Source organism: Paenibacillus sp. AD87 (assembly GCF_001659845.1).
GTDB lineage: Bacteria > Bacillota > Bacilli > Paenibacillales > Paenibacillaceae > Paenibacillus > Paenibacillus marchantiae.
Window position 1 is genome coordinate 966,262 of the sequence record NZ_LXQN01000007.1, and the last position, 22,776, is coordinate 989,037.

Annotated in this window: 16 protein-coding genes and 2 tRNA genes; 17 read left to right on the top strand and 1 reads right to left on the bottom strand. The window is 48.2% G+C overall.

Annotated features, from left to right (window positions below):
* Positions 1-79: 79 nt before the first annotated feature.
* A complete protein-coding gene (locus tag gpAD87_RS04385) occupies positions 80-2,755 on the bottom strand; it encodes a YhgE/Pip domain-containing protein (protein WP_064636471.1) in 2,676 nt (891 codons plus the stop codon).
* Positions 2,756-3,535: 780 nt separating this feature from the next.
* On the opposite strand from gpAD87_RS04385, the gene pyrR reads away from it, so the two are divergent.
* From pyrR to gpAD87_RS04465, 17 genes are all read left to right on the top strand, one after another.
* Positions 3,536-4,099 (top strand): bifunctional pyr operon transcriptional regulator/uracil phosphoribosyltransferase PyrR, encoded by a 564-nt coding sequence (gene pyrR / locus gpAD87_RS04390; protein ID WP_053784191.1) that lies wholly within the window; start codon positions 3,536-3,538, stop codon positions 4,097-4,099.
* Positions 4,099-5,010: an aspartate carbamoyltransferase catalytic subunit gene (locus gpAD87_RS04395; protein WP_157258518.1), complete on the top strand. Its 912-nt coding sequence runs from the start codon at positions 4,099-4,101 to the stop codon at positions 5,008-5,010. Before pyrR ends, gpAD87_RS04395 begins: the two co-directional genes overlap by 1 nt.
* Positions 5,011-5,135: 125 nt before the next feature.
* Positions 5,136-6,440: a dihydroorotase gene (locus gpAD87_RS04400; RefSeq protein ID WP_064636476.1), complete on the top strand. Its 1,305-nt coding sequence runs from the start codon at positions 5,136-5,138 to the stop codon at positions 6,438-6,440.
* A gap of 407 nt (positions 6,441-6,847) precedes the next feature.
* Positions 6,848-7,990 carry a glutamine-hydrolyzing carbamoyl-phosphate synthase small subunit gene (gene carA / locus gpAD87_RS04405; protein ID WP_063567867.1) on the top strand — a complete coding sequence of 381 codons (1,143 nt, stop codon included), beginning with the start codon at positions 6,848-6,850 and terminating at the stop codon, positions 7,988-7,990.
* Position 7,991: 1 nt separating this feature from the next.
* Positions 7,992-11,210, top strand: coding sequence for a carbamoyl-phosphate synthase large subunit (gene carB / locus gpAD87_RS04410; protein WP_064636478.1), 3,219 nt, complete (start codon positions 7,992-7,994; stop codon positions 11,208-11,210).
* A 111-nt stretch (positions 11,211-11,321) separates the two neighbouring features.
* A complete protein-coding gene (gene pyrF, locus gpAD87_RS04415; protein WP_064636479.1) occupies positions 11,322-12,062 on the top strand; it encodes an orotidine-5'-phosphate decarboxylase in 741 nt (246 codons plus the stop codon).
* Positions 12,059-12,700, top strand: a complete 642-nt coding sequence (pyrE, locus tag gpAD87_RS04420; protein WP_062326374.1) for an orotate phosphoribosyltransferase — start codon at positions 12,059-12,061, stop codon at positions 12,698-12,700. The genes pyrF and pyrE overlap by 4 nt, the downstream gene beginning before the upstream one ends.
* Before the next feature lie 289 nt (positions 12,701-12,989).
* Entirely contained in the window at positions 12,990-13,910 is a 921-nt protein-coding gene (locus tag gpAD87_RS04425) for an ABC transporter ATP-binding protein (protein ID WP_231952439.1), read from the top strand.
* On the top strand, positions 13,873-14,988 hold the full coding sequence (locus tag gpAD87_RS04430) for an efflux RND transporter periplasmic adaptor subunit (protein WP_064636481.1): 1,116 nt from the start codon (positions 13,873-13,875) through the stop codon (positions 14,986-14,988). The genes gpAD87_RS04425 and gpAD87_RS04430 overlap by 38 nt, the downstream gene beginning before the upstream one ends.
* Positions 14,988-17,897, top strand: coding sequence for an ABC transporter permease (locus gpAD87_RS04435; RefSeq protein WP_064636483.1), 2,910 nt, complete (start codon positions 14,988-14,990; stop codon positions 17,895-17,897). Before gpAD87_RS04430 ends, gpAD87_RS04435 begins: the two co-directional genes overlap by 1 nt.
* Before the next feature lie 2 nt (positions 17,898-17,899).
* Positions 17,900-18,763, top strand: a complete 864-nt coding sequence (locus gpAD87_RS04440) for an ABC transporter ATP-binding protein (RefSeq protein WP_064636485.1) — start codon at positions 17,900-17,902, stop codon at positions 18,761-18,763.
* 21 nt (positions 18,764-18,784) lie between these two features.
* On the top strand, positions 18,785-20,239 hold the full coding sequence (locus tag gpAD87_RS04445) for an ABC transporter substrate-binding protein (RefSeq protein ID WP_064636487.1): 1,455 nt from the start codon (positions 18,785-18,787) through the stop codon (positions 20,237-20,239).
* Between the two features lie 132 nt (positions 20,240-20,371).
* Positions 20,372-20,536, top strand: a complete 165-nt coding sequence (locus tag gpAD87_RS32100) for a hypothetical protein (RefSeq protein WP_162842468.1) — start codon at positions 20,372-20,374, stop codon at positions 20,534-20,536.
* A gap of 71 nt (positions 20,537-20,607) precedes the next feature.
* A tRNA-Met gene (locus tag gpAD87_RS04450) sits at positions 20,608-20,681 on the top strand.
* A 56-nt stretch (positions 20,682-20,737) separates the two neighbouring features.
* Positions 20,738-20,811, top strand: a tRNA-Ile gene (locus gpAD87_RS04455).
* A gap of 243 nt (positions 20,812-21,054) precedes the next feature.
* A complete protein-coding gene (locus gpAD87_RS04460) occupies positions 21,055-21,423 on the top strand; it encodes a hypothetical protein (RefSeq protein ID WP_064636489.1) in 369 nt (122 codons plus the stop codon).
* Positions 21,424-21,446: 23 nt separating this feature from the next.
* Positions 21,447-22,679 (top strand): sialidase family protein, encoded by a 1,233-nt coding sequence (locus tag gpAD87_RS04465; protein WP_082935002.1) that lies wholly within the window; start codon positions 21,447-21,449, stop codon positions 22,677-22,679.
* Positions 22,680-22,776: the final 97 nt, after the last annotated feature.

A 22,776-nucleotide genomic window follows, 5' to 3' on the forward strand; every position in this document is an offset into this window, starting at 1 on the left:
ATGATTCATTCGATATGTGCATGTTGGGATAAACAAAAGACCCACTGCGTTGATTACGCAGAGGGTCTCACGGACGATTTTAAGCAATAATTTTGGTCTTCTTGGCATTCTCGGCTGAACGTTTGGTGAGACTGCTGAGTGGACGTTTCAAAGCGAAAGCAACGATGAGACTCAGCGCGATGAACATGCACAACCACAGAATATCCTTGATGGCAGTCGACCACAAGATGCCGCCGACCGACTCACGCAGTAGACTAATCGCATACGTGAAGGGCATGAACGGATTCAATGCCTGGAAAAAGGGCGATGTCATGCTGATTGGAAACGTACCGCCGGAGCTGGAGAACTGAAACACCATGAAGATGATCGCGATCCCTTTTCCGATATTCCCAAAAACGGACAGCAGGGTGTACGTTATGGTAACAAATACGGCACTCACCAGCATGGCAAACAAGACAAACCACACTTTATCTGCGACATAGGTGCCGAGGATCAATATATCTCCCAGGCTGACACAGATCGCTTGAAGCAATCCAATAGTCAGAAAAGTGGCAAGACGTCCAAGATACAACTCGTATCCCCGGAACTTGCCTTCTGGATTCTCAGCTTCGGCACGAAGCAGGGAAATCAGTAGCGTTGAGCCGACCCACAAGGACAGCACGCCATAAAATGGTGACATGGCTGATCCGTAATTCGGAATCGGGTAAAGCTGTTGTTCCTTGATTTTCACCGGACTTGCTAGGAAAGCACTCTCTTCTTCAATGTCGCCGCGCAAAAGCTTGGCGAGCTCGGCAAACTGGTTATTACCTTCGACTTCTCTAAGTTTGTCTGCTGCCTTGCTGATGGCACTTTCCAATGCTGGCAAATCATCACGTACAAGCGTGGCAACACGATGTACTCCTTGTTCGACCTCCGGAAGCTGGTTCTGTACAAAATCGGATGCCTTGCCTATCTGTTTCTCGGCATTGGGCAGATCGTTCCGAACAAAATCAGCCGCTTCATTCAGCTTGGTCCCCAGCTTGGGCAGATCGTTTCGAATTAATGAAGATACTGTGTTCAAAGCTTGGATGAAGCCTTCACTTTTATTCGCGAGTGTCTCCGATATCTCATGAATCTTAGATTGTATTTGAGGCAGTTCGCTCTGGATTTTTGTCAATTCAGTCTGCCCAAACGTAATGCCTTCTTTGGCTGACGCAAGAATGTCCGCAATATCCGGAATTCGATCCCTTGCTCCCTGTAGTGTATCTGCTGAAGTGGAAAGGATGGATCTCAGCTTATCCACCCCAGCCGCAAGAGCCGGTGATATTTCGCTCTCGTAGGTGTTCACGATATTGCCAATGCCGCTGCTAATCTCCTTGGAGAGAGCATTTAATTGGGCGATGACGTCTGCGGGCGGAGTTGTATTGCGACGCAGAGCATCACTGATAATCCCAGCCAGTCGGATTTGCAACTGAAGTTTATCTGAAATGGTATTCAGCTGCGTAATTTTATTAGCAAGAGGATGGCTTGGAAGTAAGTTGTCGATTTTGCCCAGTAGTTCGGCCATACTGTCGACGAGTTTTACCGCAACCCCCAAGCGGGCAGCAATCCGGTCCAGATCTTCTGCTGTCGGCAGGTTATTAAGATCCGTATTTTGCAATTGCCCAAATACGTCTGACGCTGCGTTTGCGATTTGCTGTACCAGCAGCAGGTTTTGCCGGATCGCCGGGCCTATAGCCTGAAACGCTTCTTCACTGGAATCCACAAACTGATTTAAGCCTTCGGCCAGCTCAATCCCGTTACCAGCGATTTGGGATACTTTGTCCAGATCTTGCTCTGCGGCCGTTACGATAGACAGAGCCTTGTCGGTTTTATCCAGGGCCGTTTGGATGACACCGGATACCTGACCAAAGTTTGCATCCACTTCTTGAATACGTTCTACGGCTTTTTGAATATCGGGAATCCGCCCCTGAATAGCCAACACCTCGGATGCCGCATCATTAATTTGAGGCCAATACTCCTGCACCTTGAGCACATACTGTGCGGCTTCATTGATTTCAGGCAGTTTTTTTTCAATTTCGACGATCTTTTGAGCATCTTTTACGATACCAGGCATGGCTTTTTCCACTTCCAGTACCTTTTGACCTGCAGCTTGTATAGCCGGAAGATTTTTCTCCAGCGTGAAAATGCCATTCTCCATCTTGCGCAAAGTTGGAAGCTGGGTATTGATCTCAACTCCGGCTTCCTTCAATTTGGTTAGAACAGCCTGACTGACGGCTTCAGTGAAATTTTCATTGATTTGTGTTGTTATCGCAGATACACCGGAACCCGTAATTTTTGGAGCAATGGCATTAACCTTCTCATTAACGGTATAGATTACCTCTGGGCGCTCCAGCTTCCCGTCAACGATACCTGTAATTTTGGTTGAAAAGTCTCCAGGAATGAGTAGGCTCGCATAATACTCTCCTGTTTGCACACCACGATCAGCCTCAGCCTGGCCCACAAAAGTCCATCCCAGCTTTTCGTTCTGTTTCAGGCTGGACACCAGTTCGTCTCCAATATTAACGTTAGTTCCTGCAACAGTTGCACCCTTGTCCTCGGTTGTCACCGCAATTTTAATCCCTTGGGTGTTGCTGTACGGGTCCCATACGGACTTCACGTTAACCCAGTCATACACCCCGGGTAGTAAAATAATAGCCACAATTAGAAAAATACCTGTGGGAACCTTCAAAATATGCAACCAGTCTGTTTTGTAAACTTGCCAAATGTGACGCATAACTTCCTCCTAAATGTAAATAAATGTAGGTCTTATCTTATTTCTATGTCGCGTATTTGTAAATCCTTATGTATATCGGCTTTATTGGAGCATCAAATGAATTGTTCATGTTTATAAACTTTACCCATTTCGCTGGGTACTAATGCAGAGCCTTCATGTATTCCGTGTTTCTGGACGTTGAACTCTAAAATAGAAGAGATGGATCATATTAAAAATGCCTTCAGAACTTAAGATAGTTATGACGAAACTCATTGCATGTTCCAAAGAATAGGGCTCTGTCTCTACGTTGAGTGTAGTCAGAGGATTATTTTGGCTGTAAGATTCTCCGCAATTGCCTATGGATAAATATACAGAATTATTGTATAATTATGAATAACGAATGAAATGTGATGTGTTTGGATGTTTTTCAGCCGAACTGCTGATTCTAAGGGAATACAGTAGAGGAATTTCGCCTATGATGTTGAGGTGTTGACAGAGGGTTGTCTTTCTGTCATAATTCATGAAGACAAACGGACATATTGAGTATAGAACCCTGTGAGGTCCTTCAATATGAACGACATGAATAGCACCTTTAAATCAGTCCCGTGAGACTGGCAAGGTAACGTGAACGATACATCGTTTTTTGCTGCGGCAAATCAAGCGATGCATCCCGAGAGTAAACTTTCTTCAGAGCGGTCTGAAGTTCGGAGACTCCTTGCCAATAAACACGGCAAGGAGTCTTTTTGTTCTCCTCGTCACGGGGCCATGATCTGAAAGGTAAATCCTGAGGAGGCTGAACGCATGAGCACAGAGACACATGTCATTATGGATGAAACCGCGATCCGCCGCGCATTAACACGGATTGCCCATGAGATTTTGGAGAAAAACAAAGGCATTGAGGGCTGTGTACTGATCGGTATTCGAACACGGGGTGTATACCTCGCAGAACGGATCGCCGCCAAGATTGAAGAAATCGAAGGTACACCGATCCCTTGGGGAGAGCTCGATGTGACCCCTTATCGCGATGATCGCTTGGATGAGAATAAAGCGAATCGCAAGGAACTGTTGACGATGACACCTGAATCACTTTCAATTCATAACAAAAAAGTGATTTTGTTCGATGATGTGCTCTATACCGGACGTACGATTCGCGCAGCGATGGATGCCCTGATGGATTGTGGAAGACCACAGAACATTCAGCTGGCGGTTCTCGCAGATCGCGGACACCGGGAACTTCCGATTCGACCTGATTTTATCGGCAAGAATGTGCCGACTTCCAAATCAGAGGAGATCGAGGTTGCGCTGATAGAAACGGACGGACAGGACGAAGTCAAGATCATTCAGAACCGGGGGGAACAGGCATGATGATTACACAACCAGCATTGAAGGACCGGAGCTTGCTTGGCCTTAAGGACCTTAGTCGCGATGAGATCGACTCCATTCTGAACAGAGCAGCACACTGGGAAGCGCAGAAGGAGAAACTGGTTCCTGTACTGGAATCCCACTTCGTAGCCAACATGTTCTTCGAAAACAGCACGCGTACTCGCTTCTCATTTGAGATGGCAGAAAAACGTCTGGGTGCACAAGTACTGAACTTCACGGCGGCTGCATCAAGCGTGGAGAAAGGTGAATCCATCTATGATACGGTACGCACACTGGAGTCCATGGGCATTGACGCAGGAGTGATCCGGTTGAAACCTTCGGGTGTTCTGCAACAACTGGCTGAGAAAGTGAATGTTCCACTGGTGAATGCCGGAGACGGGAATAACGAGCACCCTACCCAGGCGCTGCTGGATCTCTACACGATGCGGAAGGCTTTCGGTGAGCTGAAAGGTTTGCGTGTGTCGATCATCGGAGACATCCTGCATAGCCGGGTAGCTCGCTCCAATCTGTGGGCACTGCAAAAGTTTGGTGCGGATGTGCGCTTCTGCGCACCGCAAACGATGCAGGCACCGGAGCTCGCAGAACACGCGCCTTATGTAGGTCTGGAAGAAGCACTCGATGCGGATGTAGTCATGATGCTCCGAGTTCAACTGGAACGTCATAAACATGGCCTGATTACTTCGGCTGAGGATTATCGCGAACACTACGGATTGACGGAAGAACGGGCATCACGCCTGAAACCAAGCACAATCATTATGCACCCTGCTCCTGTGAACCGAAATGTCGAGGTGGATGACGCGGTAGTGGAGAGCGCAGCATCGCGGATCTTCCCGCAGATGGCAAACGGTGTTCCAATCCGCATGGCGGTCATGGAACGTGCGATGAAACTGTAACAGGGGATGGCTGTGGTCATAGGCTGACGGGACGGAAGTTCTTATAGAGCAATGTGAGGGTACACGATAAAGAAAATCATCCGGCTTGTCTGGCAAGTCGGACAGAACCGAAGCGGAGGGCAATTATGCTACAGATTATAAAGAACGCGAACATCTTGAATCAACAAGGGGAACTTGAACGGAAAACGATCATTATAGATGAAGGAAAAATTCAAAAGATCGCTGGAGTGGAAGACGAAGCGGTACTGAAAGCAGAGCAATCAGCGCATAGCGTAACCGATGCTTCAGGCAAATTGGTCATTCCCGGTTTAATTGATATGCACGTGCATCTGCGTGAACCTGGATTCGAGCATAAAGAGACGATCGAGACGGGTGCCCGTTCGGCAGCACAAGGCGGTTTTACAACGATTGCATGTATGCCAAACACAAGACCGGTAACCGACAGCGCGGATGTCGTTAAACTGGTTTTGGATAAAGCCAAAGAAGCCGACCTGGTTAAAGTACTGCCTTATGCAGCTATTACGAAGAACGAGCTTGGACGTGAACTTACTGATTTCGCCGCATTGAAAGAAGCGGGTGCGATTGGATTCACGGATGATGGCGTGGGCGTACAAAACGCTCAAATGATGAAAGATGCTATGAGCCTCGCAGCAAGTATGGATATGCCAGTCATCGCTCACTGCGAAGACGACTCATTGGTAGTTGGCGGATATGTGACAGAAGGCGAGTTTTCGAAGCGTCATGGTATCAAAGGTATCCCTAATGAATCCGAGGCCATCCACGTAGGCCGTGATATCCTGCTTGCAGAAGCAACGGGAGTTCACTACCATGTCTGCCACGTAAGTACGGAGCAGTCGGTTCGCTTAATTCGCCTGGCGAAGTCCATCGGTATTAAAGTAACGGCTGAGGTATGTCCGCACCATCTGGTATTGTCGGATGAAGATATCCCTGGCATGGATGCCAACTGGAAGATGAACCCGCCCCTACGCTCACCACGCGACGTGCAAGCTTGTATCGAAGGTTTGCTGGACGGAACGCTGGATATGATCGTTACCGATCACGCGCCGCATAGCGAAGAAGAGAAAGCAAAAGGTATGGAGCTGGCACCGTTCGGTATCGTTGGATTCGAGACAGCTTTCCCGCTGTTGTACACGAAGTTTGTGGAAACAGGGCTTTGGAGCCTGGACTTCCTCGTGAAACGCATGACATCTGATCCGGCAAGGGTATTCCGACTGGATACTGGCAAGCTGGAAGAGGGAGCACCAGCGGATATCACGATGATTGACCTGAACGAGGAAAAAGCGGTTGATCCAGCAACTTTTGCTACCAAAGGAAGAAACACACCATTCACAGGCTGGAAGCTAAAAGGATGGCCGGTACAGACATGGGTGGATGGCAAAAGCGTGTGGAATAACACGGTACAACAGTAAATCAGTAACTTATTAGATCAATAAATCAATAAGCTTTTCCTCTTTAATTCTTTTAAAACAACAAGGCTTTATAACTCTAAATCTACAACCTATACACCAATAACATCTTTACAACTAACTCAAGGCAGACCATGCCGAGAGTCAAACATACGAAACAAAGCAAAGTCGAATGTATGGTTTTGAACTTGGGCGCGCCACAGTAGCTTACGAAGTGGACAGAAAAGACCCGAAGAAGCGAAGCATTCGCCTTTATCACCGGATTACATCATTTGAAAAAATGATAAAAAGTAATCCGGGGATAACAGCGATCGAAGGGTTTTCTGTCCACGAAGTCACCGCCATTGTGGCACGCACCCCACGTTCAACGAAATGCATTTGACCTGATAAACACAGAGGAGTGAAATGGGATGCAGGCACAGGCAAGATTATTGTTGGAAGACGGCACACTGTTCACCGGGAAAGCATTCGGTGCTGAAGGTGAAACAACAGGTGAGGTCGTTTTTAATACGGGAATTACAGGCTATCAAGAGGTGCTTTCGGATCCTTCTTATTGCGGTCAAATCGTAACCATGACGTACCCACTGATTGGTAACTACGGCATTACGCGTGACGACTTCGAGTCGATTCGTCCATTCGTACATGGTTTTGTGGTACGTCGTCATGAGCCGACACCAAGTAACTGGCGTGCGGAATACAGCGTAGACGATTTGCTTAAAGAGTATGGCATCGTAGGAATCAGCGAGATTGATACACGGATGCTGACTCGCCGGATTCGTCACCACGGCACAATGAAAGGAATTCTCACAACAGGATCGAAACCTGTGGAAGAGTTGCTGGAGATGATGGGAGACACCAGCATCGCTGAGCTGCGTAACCAGGTTCCTATGACTTCTACTCAACATGTTTACAACAGCCCGGGAACGGGTGAACGCATTGTATTGGTTGACTACGGTGCCAAAACAGGGATTTTGCGTGAACTCAGCAAACGTAACTGTGACGTTGTTGTAGTTCCGCATGATGTAACAGCGGACGAAATCCGCCGCATGAACCCGGATGGCATCCAGCTGTCCAACGGCCCTGGGGACCCGAAAGACGTTCCTCACGCGGTTAAAATGATCAGTGAACTGCTCGGCGAATATCCGATCTTCGGAATCTGCCTGGGGCACCAACTGTTCGCACTTGCGGCAGGAGCCGATACAGAGAAACTCAAGTTTGGACACCGCGGCGGAAACCACCCGGTTAAAGAACTGGAGAGCGGACGTTGCTTCATCACATCCCAGAACCACGGTTACACCGTAAACGAAGAATCCGTAAAAAATACGGAGCTTGAAGTGACACATATCAACAATAATGATAAGACCATTGAAGGTCTGAAACATAAAACATTCCCGGCATTTTCCGTTCAGTACCACCCGGAAGCAGCGCCAGGACCGTATGATAACAGCTATCTGTTCGATCGCTTCATCGAGATGATTCGGGAGCACAAGATTACTCACCCGCAACAGCCGCGTCAAGCCGTACTGGCAGCCGCAGTGAAAGGAGCACAATAACATGCCGATTAACAAAGATCTCAAAAAAATCCTGGTGATTGGTTCAGGTCCAATCGTCATCGGTCAAGCGGCCGAGTTCGACTATGCCGGTACACAAGCATGCCAGGCACTGAAAGAAGAAGGCGTGGAAGTTGTACTCATCAACAGCAACCCGGCTACGATTATGACGGATACCAACATGGCTGACAAAGTGTACATTGAGCCGATTACACTGGATTTTGTAACGCAAATCATTCGTCAGGAACGTCCAGACGGTTTGCTGCCAACTCTTGGCGGTCAAACGGGTCTGAACATGGCTGTGGAACTGGCACGCGCCGGTGTCCTTGAGCGTGAGAATGTCAAATTGCTCGGAACACAGCTCACATCCATTGAGAAAGCGGAAGACCGTGATTTGTTCCGTGATCTGATGCGCGAACTGGAACAGCCTGTGCCTGAGAGTGTAATCGTAACAACACTTGAGGAATCACTTGATTTTGCGAATGAGATTGGTTATCCAATCATCGTCCGTCCAGCATACACGCTTGGTGGAACAGGTGGCGGTATCTGTGCGAACGAAGAAGAACTGCGCGAAACCGTAGCAGCAGGAATTCGTTACAGCCCGATCGGGCAATGTCTGGTGGAGAAAAGCATTGCAGGCATGAAAGAAGTCGAGTATGAGGTTATGCGTGACAAAAACGATAACTGTATCGTAGTCTGCAACATGGAGAACTTTGACCCGGTAGGTGTTCATACAGGTGACAGTATCGTTGTGGCACCAAGCCAGACGCTGTCTGACCGTGAATATCAAATGCTGCGCTCAGCTTCCCTGAAAATCATCCGTGCCCTCAACATCGAAGGTGGATGTAACGTACAGTTCGCGCTTGATCCGCACAGTTTCCAATACTATGTTATCGAAGTTAACCCACGGGTAAGCCGCTCTTCAGCATTAGCTTCCAAAGCAACGGGCTATCCGATTGCTAAGATGGCTGCCAAAATTGCCATGGGTTACACACTGGACGAAATCGTAAACCCGGTAACGGGCCAAACATATGCATGCTTTGAGCCAACACTGGACTACATCGTGAGCAAAATCCCACGCTGGCCGTTCGACAAGTTCATCTCGGCGAACCGCAAACTGGGTACACAGATGAAAGCGACAGGCGAAGTTATGGCGATTGGCCGTACATTTGAAGAGTCGATTCATAAAGCTGTTCGTTCCCTGGAAATCGGCGTACACCGTCTGTATCTGAAAGATGCCGAAACACTGGATGAAGCAACGCTGAATGAGCGTTTGATCAAAGCCGACGATGAGCGTATCTTCCTGATCGCTGAAGCATTCCGCAGAGGTTATACATTGCAACAGCTTCAAGATCTGACGAAGATTGACTGGTGGTTCCTGGATAAACTCGAAGGGTTGATCCGCTTCGAAGATCGCATTCGCGAGGAATCCGAATTGTCCTCCGAAACCTTGTATCAAGCGAAGCGTCTCGGCTTCACAGACCGTGCCATTGCTGAGTTGCGTGCTGAAGGTCAACCAGGAGGTACGCTGACGAAAGAAGCTGAAATCAGAGCACGCCGTGAAGAGGAAAACCTTCGCCCAGTTTACAAAATGGTAGATACGTGCGCAGCTGAATTTGAAGCAACAACGCCATATTACTACTCTACTTACGAGACTGAGAATGAAGTCATTCCTTCAGATAAGAAAAAAGTAGTCGTACTTGGTTCTGGTCCAATCCGGATCGGTCAAGGGATTGAGTTTGACTACTCCACAGTACACGCGGTATGGGCTCTGCAAAAAGCAGGCTATGAAGCAGTTATCATCAATAACAACCCGGAGACGGTGTCTACGGACTTTAATACATCGGATCGTTTGTACTTTGAACCCCTGTTCTTCGAAGATGTAATGAACGTTATCGAACAGGAACAGCCAGTAGGTGTTATCGTACAGTTTGGTGGTCAAACGGCAATCAACCTGGCAGCACCACTGCGTGCGGCTGGTGTAACAATTCTCGGAACAGATCTGGAAAACATTGATGAGGCAGAGGATCGCAAGAAGTTTGAGCGTTTACTCTCCCGTCTGGAAATTGCACAACCAAAAGGAAAAACAGTCATTTCGGTAGATGATGCGGTTGAAACGGCTCAAAGTCTGGGTTACCCGGTACTGGTTCGTCCTTCCTATGTACTCGGCGGTCGTGCGATGGAGATTGTATACTCCGATGCAGAATTGCTGACATATATGGAGCAGGCGGTTAAAATCAATCCGGAGCATCCGGTCCTGATCGACCGTTACATGATGGGTAAAGAGGTTGAGGTTGACGCGATCTGTGATGGTGAAACGGTATTGATTCCGGGTATCATGGAGCATATCGAGCGCGCAGGGGTTCACTCCGGTGATTCCATCGCGGTTTATCCGCCACAGCACCTGTCCCAGGATCTCAAAGAGAAAATTGTAGAGATTACAATCAAGATTGCAAAAGAACTGAAAACGATCGGTTTGGTTAACATCCAGTTTGTTATCCATAAGGGTCAAGTGTACATCATCGAGGTGAACCCGCGTTCATCCCGTACAGTACCTTTCCTGAGCAAAGTAACCAACATTCCGATGGCGAACCTGGCAACACAAGCCATTCTGGGCGTGAAGCTGAAAGACCTCGGATATGTCGACGGTCTATGGCCTGAATCGGATCATGTTTCCGTAAAAGTTCCGGTCTTCTCCTTCGCGAAGCTGCGTCGTGTGGAACCAACGCTTGGACCTGAGATGAAATCCACAGGTGAGGTTATGGGTCGTGACCCGAATTACGCTAAAGCGTTGTTCAAAGGTCTTATCGGTGCAGGCATGAAGATCCCGGCCACCGGAGCAATCGTGGTAACGGTAGCGGACAAAGACAAAGAGGAAGCTGTTCCACTGCTTGAAGGTTTCTATAGACTGGGATACAAAATCATGGCTACCGGAGGCACGGCAGCTGCGCTTGAAGCAGCGAACATTCCGGTGACGACGGTGAACAAACTAAGTGAAGGTTCGCCGAACATTCTCGATATGATCCGCAGCGGCGAAGCAAACTTTGTGTTCAATACGCTGACCAAAGGCAAAACCCCGCAGCGTGACGGATTCCGTATTCGTCGTGAGGCGGTAGAGAACGGGATTGTATGTATGACTTCACTGGATACGATCCGTGCCCTGTTGATCATGCTGCAAACGATCAACTTCTCCTCTGAGGCTATGCCAGCTCTTGTAAAATAAATAAGACGATTTGTCACTGATCAAGGACATCAGTCAGCCTTCGGGCTGGTGGGATGTCCTTTATATCGGGCAAAAACGGAAAAATCAAGCTTTTGGAAGGAGCGCTGGAATATGAATCACCCGAATTTCAACGAAATGGCTGGCCGTCTGATGGTGGCACTCGATTATCCCGGAGCAGAGCAAGCACAGGAATTGGTACAGGCCCTCGAAGGCATTCCCTGTTATCTGAAGGTGGGCATGCAGCTGTTCTACGCCGCTGGCCCGGACTTCATTCGCGAGCTGAAGTCGAAGGGGTACTCGGTATTCCTTGACGTGAAGATGCATGATATTCCAAACACGGTTCGTGGTGGTGCTGAAAGCATCACCCGTCTGGGAGTGGATATGTTCAATGTGCATGCAGCTGGAGGTACAAGCATGATGCGTGCTGCCCGTGAAGGTGCTGAGGCGGCTCTAGCTGCTGACCCATCCTTGCGTAGACCTGAGATTATTGCGGTTACCCAGCTGACCAGTACCAGCCAGGAAACAATGAATGCTGAGATCGGCATCCAGGGTAGCGTTGAGGCAGCAGTAGTCCGTTATGCAGGACTGGCCCATGAGGCAGGTCTTGATGGCGTCGTTGCTTCCCCGTTGGAAGTACCAGCGATCCGCGCAGCCTGTGGCAGTGATTTTCACACGGTCACACCAGGCATTCGCCCAGCGGGAAGTGGCCTCGGAGACCAGACTCGTGTCCTGACGCCGGGTGAAGCCATTGCCAGAGGCAGCCATTACATTGTTGTAGGCAGACCAATTACGGGCGCTCCCAATCCACGTGAAGCGGCAGAAACCATTTTGAAGGAGATGTTAAACGCATGATCGAACTTACTGAGATTCCTAACCATATTGCTTCCCAACTGTTGAAAATTAAAGCGGTGGCGCTGCGTCCGCAGCAGCCATTTACCTGGACATCCGGCATCAAATCACCAATCTATTGTGATAACCGTCTAACGATGTCTTATCCCGAGATTCGTAACGACATTGCTGAAGCCTTTGCTGCGATCATTCGTGATCAATATCCCGATGCAGAAGTCATCGCAGGTACAGCAACCGCGGGTATCCCGCATGCTGCCTGGGTGGCGCAAAAGCTGAATCTGCCGATGGCATACATTCGTGATAAAGCCAAAGGACATGGCAAAGAGAACCTGATTGAAGGTCTGATCACTGAGGGGCAGAAGGTTGTTGTCATTGAAGACCTGATCTCAACAGGTGGCAGTTCAATCAAAGCCGCTGAAGCAGTACGCGTAGCCGGGGCGACTCCACTGGCAGTACTGGCGATTTTCAGCTATCAGCTGGACAAAGGCATTAAGGCTTTTGAAGAAGCGGGAATTCCGCTGCAAACTCTGTCCAATTACACCGCTTTGATGGATGTGGCTTTGGCTGAGGGGACAATCCAGGAGAGTGATTTTGAACTGCTCAAATCCTGGCGTGAAGATCCTTCTTCATTTGGTAAATAATATCATTCACACCCAATTGAACAGTTGGATTGTGAACGGTATCAAAATTGTAATGATTGCCGCCATAGAAGCAAATTCATTGAATATTCAAGAGGCATCCCGCACTTTGGGGTGCTTTTTTCGTTTGTTCATCAAAATATTAACTTTTTCACTGGAACGTTGTAAAAAGCTTGTAACTTTTAGTTGTGATCCGTCGTTTATAATGCAGTGTAGTATGGAATAGATTTCTATTTTTAGTGTCTTGATGAAATGAACGGGATATGAAGAAAGGATGAGCGTGATTGCTGGCATGAAGAATTTATTTTCCAAAATCAGACCTGCCAAGAGCCAGTCAGGCGAGGACAGTGCAGTCGGACAAACGGAGCAGCAGGAACCAGTCGGGCAGGAGGAATCGGCATACATAAGTGAATCGCAGAATACATCCATCGACCCGCACGACATAATCAGTGAAACGGGCCAGGAGGAAGTTGCGGTTGCCGCAGCTGAACCTGAAGTGAAGTCCAAGTCCTCCAATAAGGATCTGTTGCCTCCATATGACGGTCCTGTGCTGGAGGTTCGCAATGTTCATCGCAGTTTCCAGACGGGTAGCCGTATTATTCATGTGCTCAAAGGCATCGATATGGAAGTGAACCCGCAACAGCTGGTGATGTTGAAAGGGCGGTCAGGCTCAGGGAAAACGACACTGCTTAACATGCTGGGTGGGCTGGATCAGCCATCCAGTGGAGACATTCTGTTCTCCGGCCAGCCTCTTCAGGATTGGGGAGACCGGCGGCGAACCGCTTTGCGGCGCAGAGAAATCGGTTTTATTTTTCAGGCGTATGCGCTAATGCCTTTGTTGTCTGCCTGGGAAAATGTAGAGCTGTCGCTGCGCATGGCGGACGTGCCGCGTTCGGAATGGAAGGACCGGGTAGGTCATTGTCTGGATCTGGTTGGACTAACCAAACGGGTCAAGCACCGTCCATTCGAGATGTCCGGGGGAGAGCAGCAGCGGGTGGCCATCGCCAAGGCGATAGCCCACAGACCGAGATTATTGCTCGCGGATGAGCCGACAGCTGAGCTCGATTCCAAAATGGGAGCACAGGTTATGGCTGTATTTCGCAATATTATTGAAGTTGAACAAGTAACGATCTGTATGACTACACACGATCCTACGATTTTGGAGGTTGCGGACCATGTTTATGAAATGGCGGACGGCAGATTTATCAAGTAAAGGGGCCGCTCCGAAGAGGGGGAAACGCGCAGCGCTTATTGTGCTTAGTGCGATAGTGGCTGCAACGATGTCCGGCTGCTCTTTGCTGCCGGCTGAAACAGAGGAAGAAGTACTTCCGCCAATTACACCGCCAACGATCTCCAAGAAGCCGGAATATGAAGTTCGGACAGAGACGCTGGAGAAGAAAGTAAGCGGAAGCGGCAAGATGATGAGCCAGCGGGAAGAAAAAGTGTATTTTACGCTGGATGGTATGCATATCAAAGAGTTGAATGTAAAACCAGGGGATAAAGTGAAAAAAGGTCAACTTCTCGCTGTTCTTGATGTGGAGAGCGTGGAGAAGGAAATCCGGGCCAAAAACCTGCAGATTCGCAAATCGGAAGTGCAAATGAAGGAAACGCTTCGCAAACGGGATGAGATGGACCCGGTGGAGTTCGAAGAGTCCACGATTGCCTTTGAAGAACTTCGTCAGGAACTCGCCGATCTGCAGAATCAGTTGGGTAAAGCCACTTTGACCGCTCCATTCGGTGGAACAATCATTGCTGTGCAGGTGGAGAAGGGCGCGGCTGTCAAAGCTTATGATCCGATTGCGACCATAGCAGATACATCCAACCTGGTTGTCGCAGCTACGTTTGCCAAGGAAGATCTGGAAAAGTTCTCGGCTGGCATGAAGGCGGATGTGGACATTAATGGCGCAGGCAAAGTGGCTGGCAAAGTTAAAGTGATGCCTGTAGCCCAAGCGTCGGGAAGTGGAAGTGGTAACGGCGGAGGTTCGGGGGAAGGCGGAACGCCTCCAGCGAAAGAAAGCCTGGATCAATATGTTATCGTCTCGCTGGCGAAAATGCCAAAAGGTGTTGAACGCGGTACACCTCTAACGGTATCGATTGTCACGCAGCGTACAGAGAACGCGATTGTCATTCCTGTATCCGCTTTGCGCTCCATCGGTTCAAGAACGTACGTGCAAGTGGTGGAGAGTGATGGAAGCAAGCGTGAAGTGGACGTAGAAGTCGGGCAGCAGACATCCACGGATGTGGAGATTCTGAAAGGTCTTACCGTTGGACAGAAAGTAGTGGGCCGCTAATGGGGCTGCCATTGCTTCGACTGTTGTTCCGCAAAATGTGGAACACTCGCTGGATGACGTTCAGCACACTAATCGGACTGATTGTGGCGGTAGCGTTCACCGTTAGTATTCCGATGTATGCCGATGGTGCGCTGAAGCGGGTCGTGGCCCAGACGCTGCAGGATAACAGTGAGGGACTGCCAGCCGGCTCGTTGCTCATGAGTTACCAGGCACCTGGTGGTGTGAAGACAGACACACGTGGTCTGGAAGAGGTTGATCGATATATTCGCGAGGATGTGCCCAGAGACATCGGTTTTCCTTTTCATACGTATGTGAACTCCCGTTCCATCCGCAGCACAGAGGTGAACCCGGAGGACCCAACCAAAGTGGATGCCAGCCGGGTCCGCAGCATGAGTCTGGGTACGATGACAGGCCTGGATGCACAGGTTAATTATTCTGCGGGAGTGAAGCCGGGCAACCAGGTCAAGGACGATACGATTGAAGCGGTCATGCTGGAAGAGGGCATGTATCGTAACGATCTGCATATCGGAGATGTTCTGGAATATCCGATTTACAGCGGTCTCGATATTACGTTGCGTGTGAAGATTATAGGTTCTTTCAAAGCCGATGATCCTAGCAGCCCATACTGGGTACAGGGATTTGACGGTATGATGAACGGACTATATGTGGATGAATCGGTATTTAATAATGTTTTGTTAAAGGAAAAAGGTATCCCTCTTCAGAATTCACGTTGGTATTATGCGTTTGATCTGAAAGAGATTCAAACGAGCCAGCTCTCGGGATTGACCTCTGTGCTGGAAAGGCTGGATATCGATCTGTATCAGCGGTTGAAGGATACGAAAGTGGACATCACCTTCGGGGATCTGCTGAAACAATTCCGCAGTCAGAGTCTGCAATTGCAGACCATGCTGTTCACTCTGGCAGCACCGATGATTGCGATGGTCTTTTATTTTATTGCCATGAATGCCAGACAGTCGTTACAGAAGCAGGAAAGTGACATTGCGGTTCTGCGCAGTCGCGGAGCTTCTGCCCGGCAGATATTTTCTCTTTATCTGCTTGAAGGTATATTCCTGGGAGCGATTGCTCTTGTCATCGGACCGTTTCTTGGATGGTTTATGGCGAAAAGCATCGGTTCAGCGAGCGGATTCCTGTCGTTCGTGGATCGAAAATCCATTCCAATCGGAATATCAAAAGAAGCCATCCTGCTTGGCCTTATCGCCGTGTTGGTGGCAATCATAGCCTCGCTCATTCCGGCAGTAACCTATGCGCGGGCGACGATTGTATCGGCTAAGCGTCGGCAAGCACGTACGGACCGTGCGCCGGTATGGCAGCGCTGGTTCCTGGATATTGCGCTGCTGGGGCTCGCCGGGTATGGATATTACTTGTTCTATGAAAGGCAAATGTTGACGTTCCAGACCGGAATGACGACAGATCAGCTTCAGGTGCAGCCGTTTCTGTTCTTTGTACCGGCACTCGCGATCTTTGCACTGGGACTGTTCTTCTTACGGTTGTTCCCGTGGATTTTGAAGCTCATTCAGCTAATCGGGCGCAAGTTTCTCCCGGTCCCATTGTATCTAACACTGACACAGCTTTCACGTTCATCATCTTCTTATTATCCTTTGATGATCCTGCTTGTATTGACACTCGGACTCGGTGTGTATAACTCGGCAGCGGCTCGTACCATTGATCTGAACTCGACTGAGCGCACGTTATACCGATATGGTTCAGATGTTATTATGCAGACGGTATGGGAAGGCACACCTGAAGTTAAGCCAACGGGTTCCGGACAAAATGGAGGTTCAGGCGGTGGACAGCAGGGTGGAGGAAATGGTGGCGGTGGTTCTGGAGGTGGAGGTAACGGCGGCGGAGGTGGATCAGGTGGGGGCGGTGGTACTTCTCAACCCACGAAGATGATCTATTCCGAGCCACCTTTTGAAGTGTTCCGCAGCCTGAATGGTGTCGAACATGCAGCGAGAGTGCTGCAGACAAAAGGCAACATTATTGTTTCTGGCAAATCAGGTGGACAGGGAATGCTGGTGGGAATCGACAACGTGGATTTTGCCCAAGTGGCTTGGTTCCGCAACGATCTGTTCCCGGCACATCCTTATAAGTACCTTGACTTGCTTGGGAAATATGAAGGGGCCGTATTGATCTCTTCCAAATTTGCAGACAAATTCAAGCTCAAAACCGGAGACCTCGTCTCCATTGGTGTACAGGGCCAGGCGATTGAATTTGTGGTCTTTGGCATTATACCTTACTGGCCTGCCCAGTATCCGGATCAAATGCCGTTTTTCATCGCCAATCTGGATTACATCTATGATCAGGTGCCTCTGATTCCATATGAGGTCTGGCTGAAGATGGAGCCGGATGCCAAAGTTGCTCCTTTAATGGAGAAGCTTGCAGCAGAAGGCATTGAATTATCGTCTGTACGCGATGTGCGTACAGAGCTGGTATCCCAGGGCAAACATCCGTCAAGAGGCGGGGTGTTCGGCATACTGAGTCTCGGATTCCTTGTCTCGGTGATTATTTCCCTGATCGGATACATTCTGTACTGGTTCTTCAATCTATCCGGGCGTGTAGTACAGTTCGGTGTCCTGAGGGCGATGGGGTTATCCCGGGCGCAACTGAGCGGTATGTTGCTGTTGGAGCAGGTGTTCACGGCGGGTCTGTCCATCATTCTCGGTATTGGCATTGGCCAGGTATCCAGTCGTCTGTTCCTGCCCTTCCTGCAAACGACAGATAATGTGTCCGCACAGGTACCTCCGTTCCGAATTGTATTTGAAGAGAAAGATATGCTGCAACTGTATGGCGTGACCGTGGTCATGCTGATCATTGGAGCAACGATGCTGCTGTGGCAAATCCGCAGGCTGCGGGTTCACCAGGCAGTCAAAATGGGAGAGGAGAGGTAAACGTGATCCAATGCGAAGGACTTGTCAAAATCTTTAAATCCAGTGATGTGGAAGTCGTTGCCCTTCAAGGTCTCAATCTGACTGTCAATCAAGGTGAAATGATGGCCATTATCGGTAACAGTGGTAGTGGTAAATCCACATTGCTCAACATTCTGGGCGGACTTGATCGTCCAACAGCTGGTACAGCCGTTGTGGGTGACTGGGATTTGCTGAAAATGACAGACGCCCAATTGGTGGAGTACAAACGTCATACCGTAGGGTTCATTTGGCAAAATAACGGCCGTAACCTCCTGCCATACCTCACAGCACTGGAAAACGTGGAAACGCCCATGATTTTGGGAGGAAAGCGCGATCGCGCCTATGCCATGCAGCTGCTGGAGTGGGTTGGACTGAAGGAGCGGATGCACAACAAGCTGCATCAATTATCCGGTGGGGAGCAGCAGCGGGTGGCGATTGCCATCTCGTTATCGAATCGCCCCAAGCTGCTGCTTGCCGATGAGCCAACAGGCTCGGTGGACTCGGAGACCTGTGATACAATCATGGGCATTTTCCGCAAAATGAATAAGGAACTCGGAGTCACGATTGTAATTGTTACCCATGACCTGACTCTCGCTGGCAAGGTGGACCGGATCGTGGCGATTCGGGACGGCTTGACCAGCACCGAGTTTGTGAAACGCAATCCGAATTTGGATGACGAACATGGCTTGTCGGAGGCAGGAGCCCCGGATATTCACGAAGCTTTTGTCATTATTGACCGGGCGGGACGACTTCAGGTGCCCAAGGAGTATCTGGAGGCGTTGTCCATTGATAACCGTGCGACATTGGAATTTGACGGTGAACGTATTGTCATTACACCGCCAAGATAATTTTAGAGGGGGAATTGGGAGATGAAGAACAGGTTTTGGGGAAAACGGGTGCTGGCCGTGCTGGCTACAGCCAGTCTGGCATTGCCGCTGCTTGCGGGTTGTACAGCGAGTGAGTCCAAGGATAACGAGCAGCGTGTACTGCGTGTAGCGACGTTATGGGGGGGCCAGGATGATAGTTATTTCCGTCAGCAGTTTACCGATGCTTTTGAATTGACACATCCAAATATAACGATTGAAGTTGTACCTGCGGTAGATCAGGGCAGCATGTATGGGTATGGTAACCAGGAAGAGCAGAAGGACGTTCCAGATACGATGGAAAGCTTGAAGAAGATTATGACAGGGGATAACCCGGTAGACGTCATCGTGGCGGATACGGCGACAGTCAAGTCGTTAATTCAGGAAAACATGGTGAAACAACTGGACCCACTGATGCAGGAAGATAAGTTTGATACTACGGATATTGTGCCAAGTGTTCTCGAAGGAATCAAGGATTTGGGAGATCAGAGCATCTACGCATTGACGCCAACGTTCTCCTCTTCCGCTTTGTTCTATAACAAGGGTATGTTTGAAAAAGCAGGTGTGGAGCCCCCAACGGATAATATGACTTGGGATGATATTTTCAACCTGGGTACACGCCTTACCAAAGGTGAAGGAAAAGACCATGTATTTGGTTTCTCTTTCAGTACCTATCAAGGCGGTTCTCCATACTATACGATGTCCCAGTATTATAACTCTCTGCAGCTGAAAATTTTTGATGACAAAGCAGAAAAAATGACCGTTGATTCTCCTCAGTGGGAGAAAGTATGGAGTACGATAAGCAAGCTGGCTTTAGATAAAGTCATCCCTAAAGGAGACGAACCGCAGGATAATCAAGATGAGGGTGGACGTTATAATCCACTTCAGGGTGATCTGTTCCTGAGTGGCAAAACAGCCATGGTGATTGGAGATTACAGTTACATTAATCAATTGATTGATGCCAATAAAAATGCCGATAAAATGAAAGACTTTACGAAGGTAGACTGGGATGTTGTTACACCTCCAGTTCATCCGGAGGCTCCTGAAATCGGAGGCAACATTTATCTGAGCAACCTTATGGCCATTAATAGTTCAGCTCAGAACCCTGATGATGCATGGGAATTGATTAAGTATATGAACAGTGAAGACTGGGCGAAAATCAAAGCACGCAGCAGTTATGAGATGGTTTCACGGAAGAGCTTTATTAAACCGAAGGATGGCTTGGATTACAATATCCAGGCGTTCTATACACTGAAACCTATACCTCCGACCAATACGAACTTGGATAAAATGTATCAAAAAATGCCGAACCTGTGGCAAGTAAGTGACAAGGGTATGGAATACTTCAATCAAGTTCTTGCGAACAAAAAAACACCAAAAGAAGCGCTTGGTGAATGGGCAGCCAAAGGGAACGAGATGCTGGAGAAATTGAAAAAGAACCCTAAAGCCACATTTCAATAAAAGTTAGATGATCTTGTAAAAAAATCATAGATGCAGCCGCTGGAGATTTATATCTTCGGCGGCTATTTTTATGGAATTGGGGTATTCTACAAAAGCAGGGATAAATGATGACTTCAAGAAAGGACGAGTGGAATGCACTGGGTATATTTCAGCAAATTGTATACAACCAAATTTCAGGCAGGGTGTCTTGCAAAACGGATGGAGCAGGATGGGTGGATTTACGGTCATAACGAGCCAGCTGAAGTGGAAGTATATCGTTCAAAAAAAGGGCGGTATGGCGTACGCTTCATTCCCTAACATTACCCCTTGACATGTGGGGCAGGTATGGTGTATATTAATTAAGTCGCTGTTTTAATATTTCTTACTGACGCGGGGTGGAGCAGCCCGGTAGCTCGTCGGGCTCATAACCCGAAGGCCGCAGGTTCAAATCCTGCCCCCGCAATTTAGTTTTACTGGATGATTCACAGCCATCATCTGAACGTTATACATTTTTGTTCAGGGCCCTTAGCTCAGTTGGTTAGAGCGGTCGGCTCATAACCGATTGGTCACAGGTTCGAGTCCTGTAGGGCCCATTCTCTCGAAACCCTTGCGTAGCAAGGGTTTTTTTCTATTGTTATAAACTCAAAACTGATATTAACTGAGCCTTGGAATAAAGCCTGCAAAAGTTCGATGGTGATGAGCATCATCATTCGTTGCTGCTTCATCAAGGCTTTTTGTTGTATTTCCCCTTCAACAAAGAATCCGTACTACTTTAAATGATAGGGGCGTACAAATAGTGTAGTTAATCTGTGGTTCAAAGAGGAGGGATAGTTCGATTGCCAAACTCTACAGGGTTGATCTACAATTCGCCAACAGGTGGAAGTGTGGCTACTCAGATTCTTGTGACTTGTTTAAATGATTCTCTTAATATTCCTGTAAATATAGAGATAGAAGTGTTTAAATGGGACACTACTCAAAATGCCAGAATTCCAATCGGGCACGATTTATTTCAAGTTGGACCGCAGGCATCTCGGACCTTGATTTATGCACTAAACGATGCAGCATTTTATGAAGTTCAAGCAGACTTCTTTAGTGCTACAAGTACGATTATTCATGCATATGGTATTGATTCTACAGGTGGTGTTATTCAACGTGTTTTACAGTCAGAAATGATATGGGTTGATCGATTTACGAATATCCCTTAATTTTTGAAATGGAGGTGAGTATTTTGCCCGTTGTAAATATTACAGGCGCACTCGGTGGAAATCAGTTCGAACCTTCGATTGCTTCCAACGAGTTACTTCCTAATATCATGTGTGCAGTTGCTGTAGACACAAGTACAGGTCCTACACTCATCGGATTTTACCGTTCTACCGACACTGGTCAGACATGGTCAACGACAACTTTGCAGCAGCCAGCAGGTTATGCTGGTGCAGAAGCGCCGACCATTGATTACACATTTCCGAGTACGTTTATTGTAACGGTTCATATATTTAACGGTGATAATGACGGTACGATCATTAGCTACACTTCCTTGGATGATGGGGTCACTTGGGCACCTCCCGTGTTCGTTAACAAGGGATATGGGCTTATCGTTCACAATGATGAGCCGTTTATTGCAGTAGATCGTTCTCCGGGGAGTCCTTACAGGGGGAATGCTTATGTCGGCTATATTCCACTTGCAACGCTTGCTTCTTCTATTTTTGTCCAAAGGTCTATTGATCAAGGAGTAAGTTGGCAGACACCTAACCGAATATCCGATCCACGAGGGATACATGACCGCTCATCAATAACTGTAGGTTTTTCAGGCCAAGTGTATGCAGGATATATTGTAACAGGTCCGTCTAGCCCTTCGGCGCTATTACGCATATCCTATGATGGAGGAATTACCTTCCAGCCTCCCGTCCAGAGACAGTCCACTTTCATTTCTTCAGTAGTACCCGCACCTTCGCCATTACCCGTTCCCAATTACGCTTTTCGAGTTCAGACAAATTTGAGTTTGGGTGCTGATATATCCAATGGGCCAAACAGTGGGGCTGTTTATGCGGTATGGAACGATGCAAGGAATGGATATACAGATATCTTGTTATGTTCATCCCCGGATGGGCTATTATGGTCTGATCCGGTTAGCATTACGGGCGCACCGGTAGGATCACAAAACTTCTTTCCATCCATCACTGTATCGCCGTTCACCGGAACAGTAAGGGTTATCTATTATACAAATCAAATTGACGGGTTTCTTTTAGATGTGTTTGTTGCTGAATCATTTGATGGAGGTGCAACCTTCGCGAATCGAAGGCTTACGACAACCTCATTTAATCCCAATGGCAATTCTCCAATGCCTACAGTATTAATTGGTGATTATATCACTGCTACAACATATGCTCCCGATAATTTGGCTGCAGTTTGGATGGCAACCACACCGCCCACTGGAAAATTGGACGTTTATTTTGGAAGTTGATTAGATTACTTTAAAGTGATGAGGGAATTACAAATAATTTACTGTGAGAAAGCTCTGTTAGCATAATGCTAGCAGAGCTTTTTTATGGCAGGCGAAT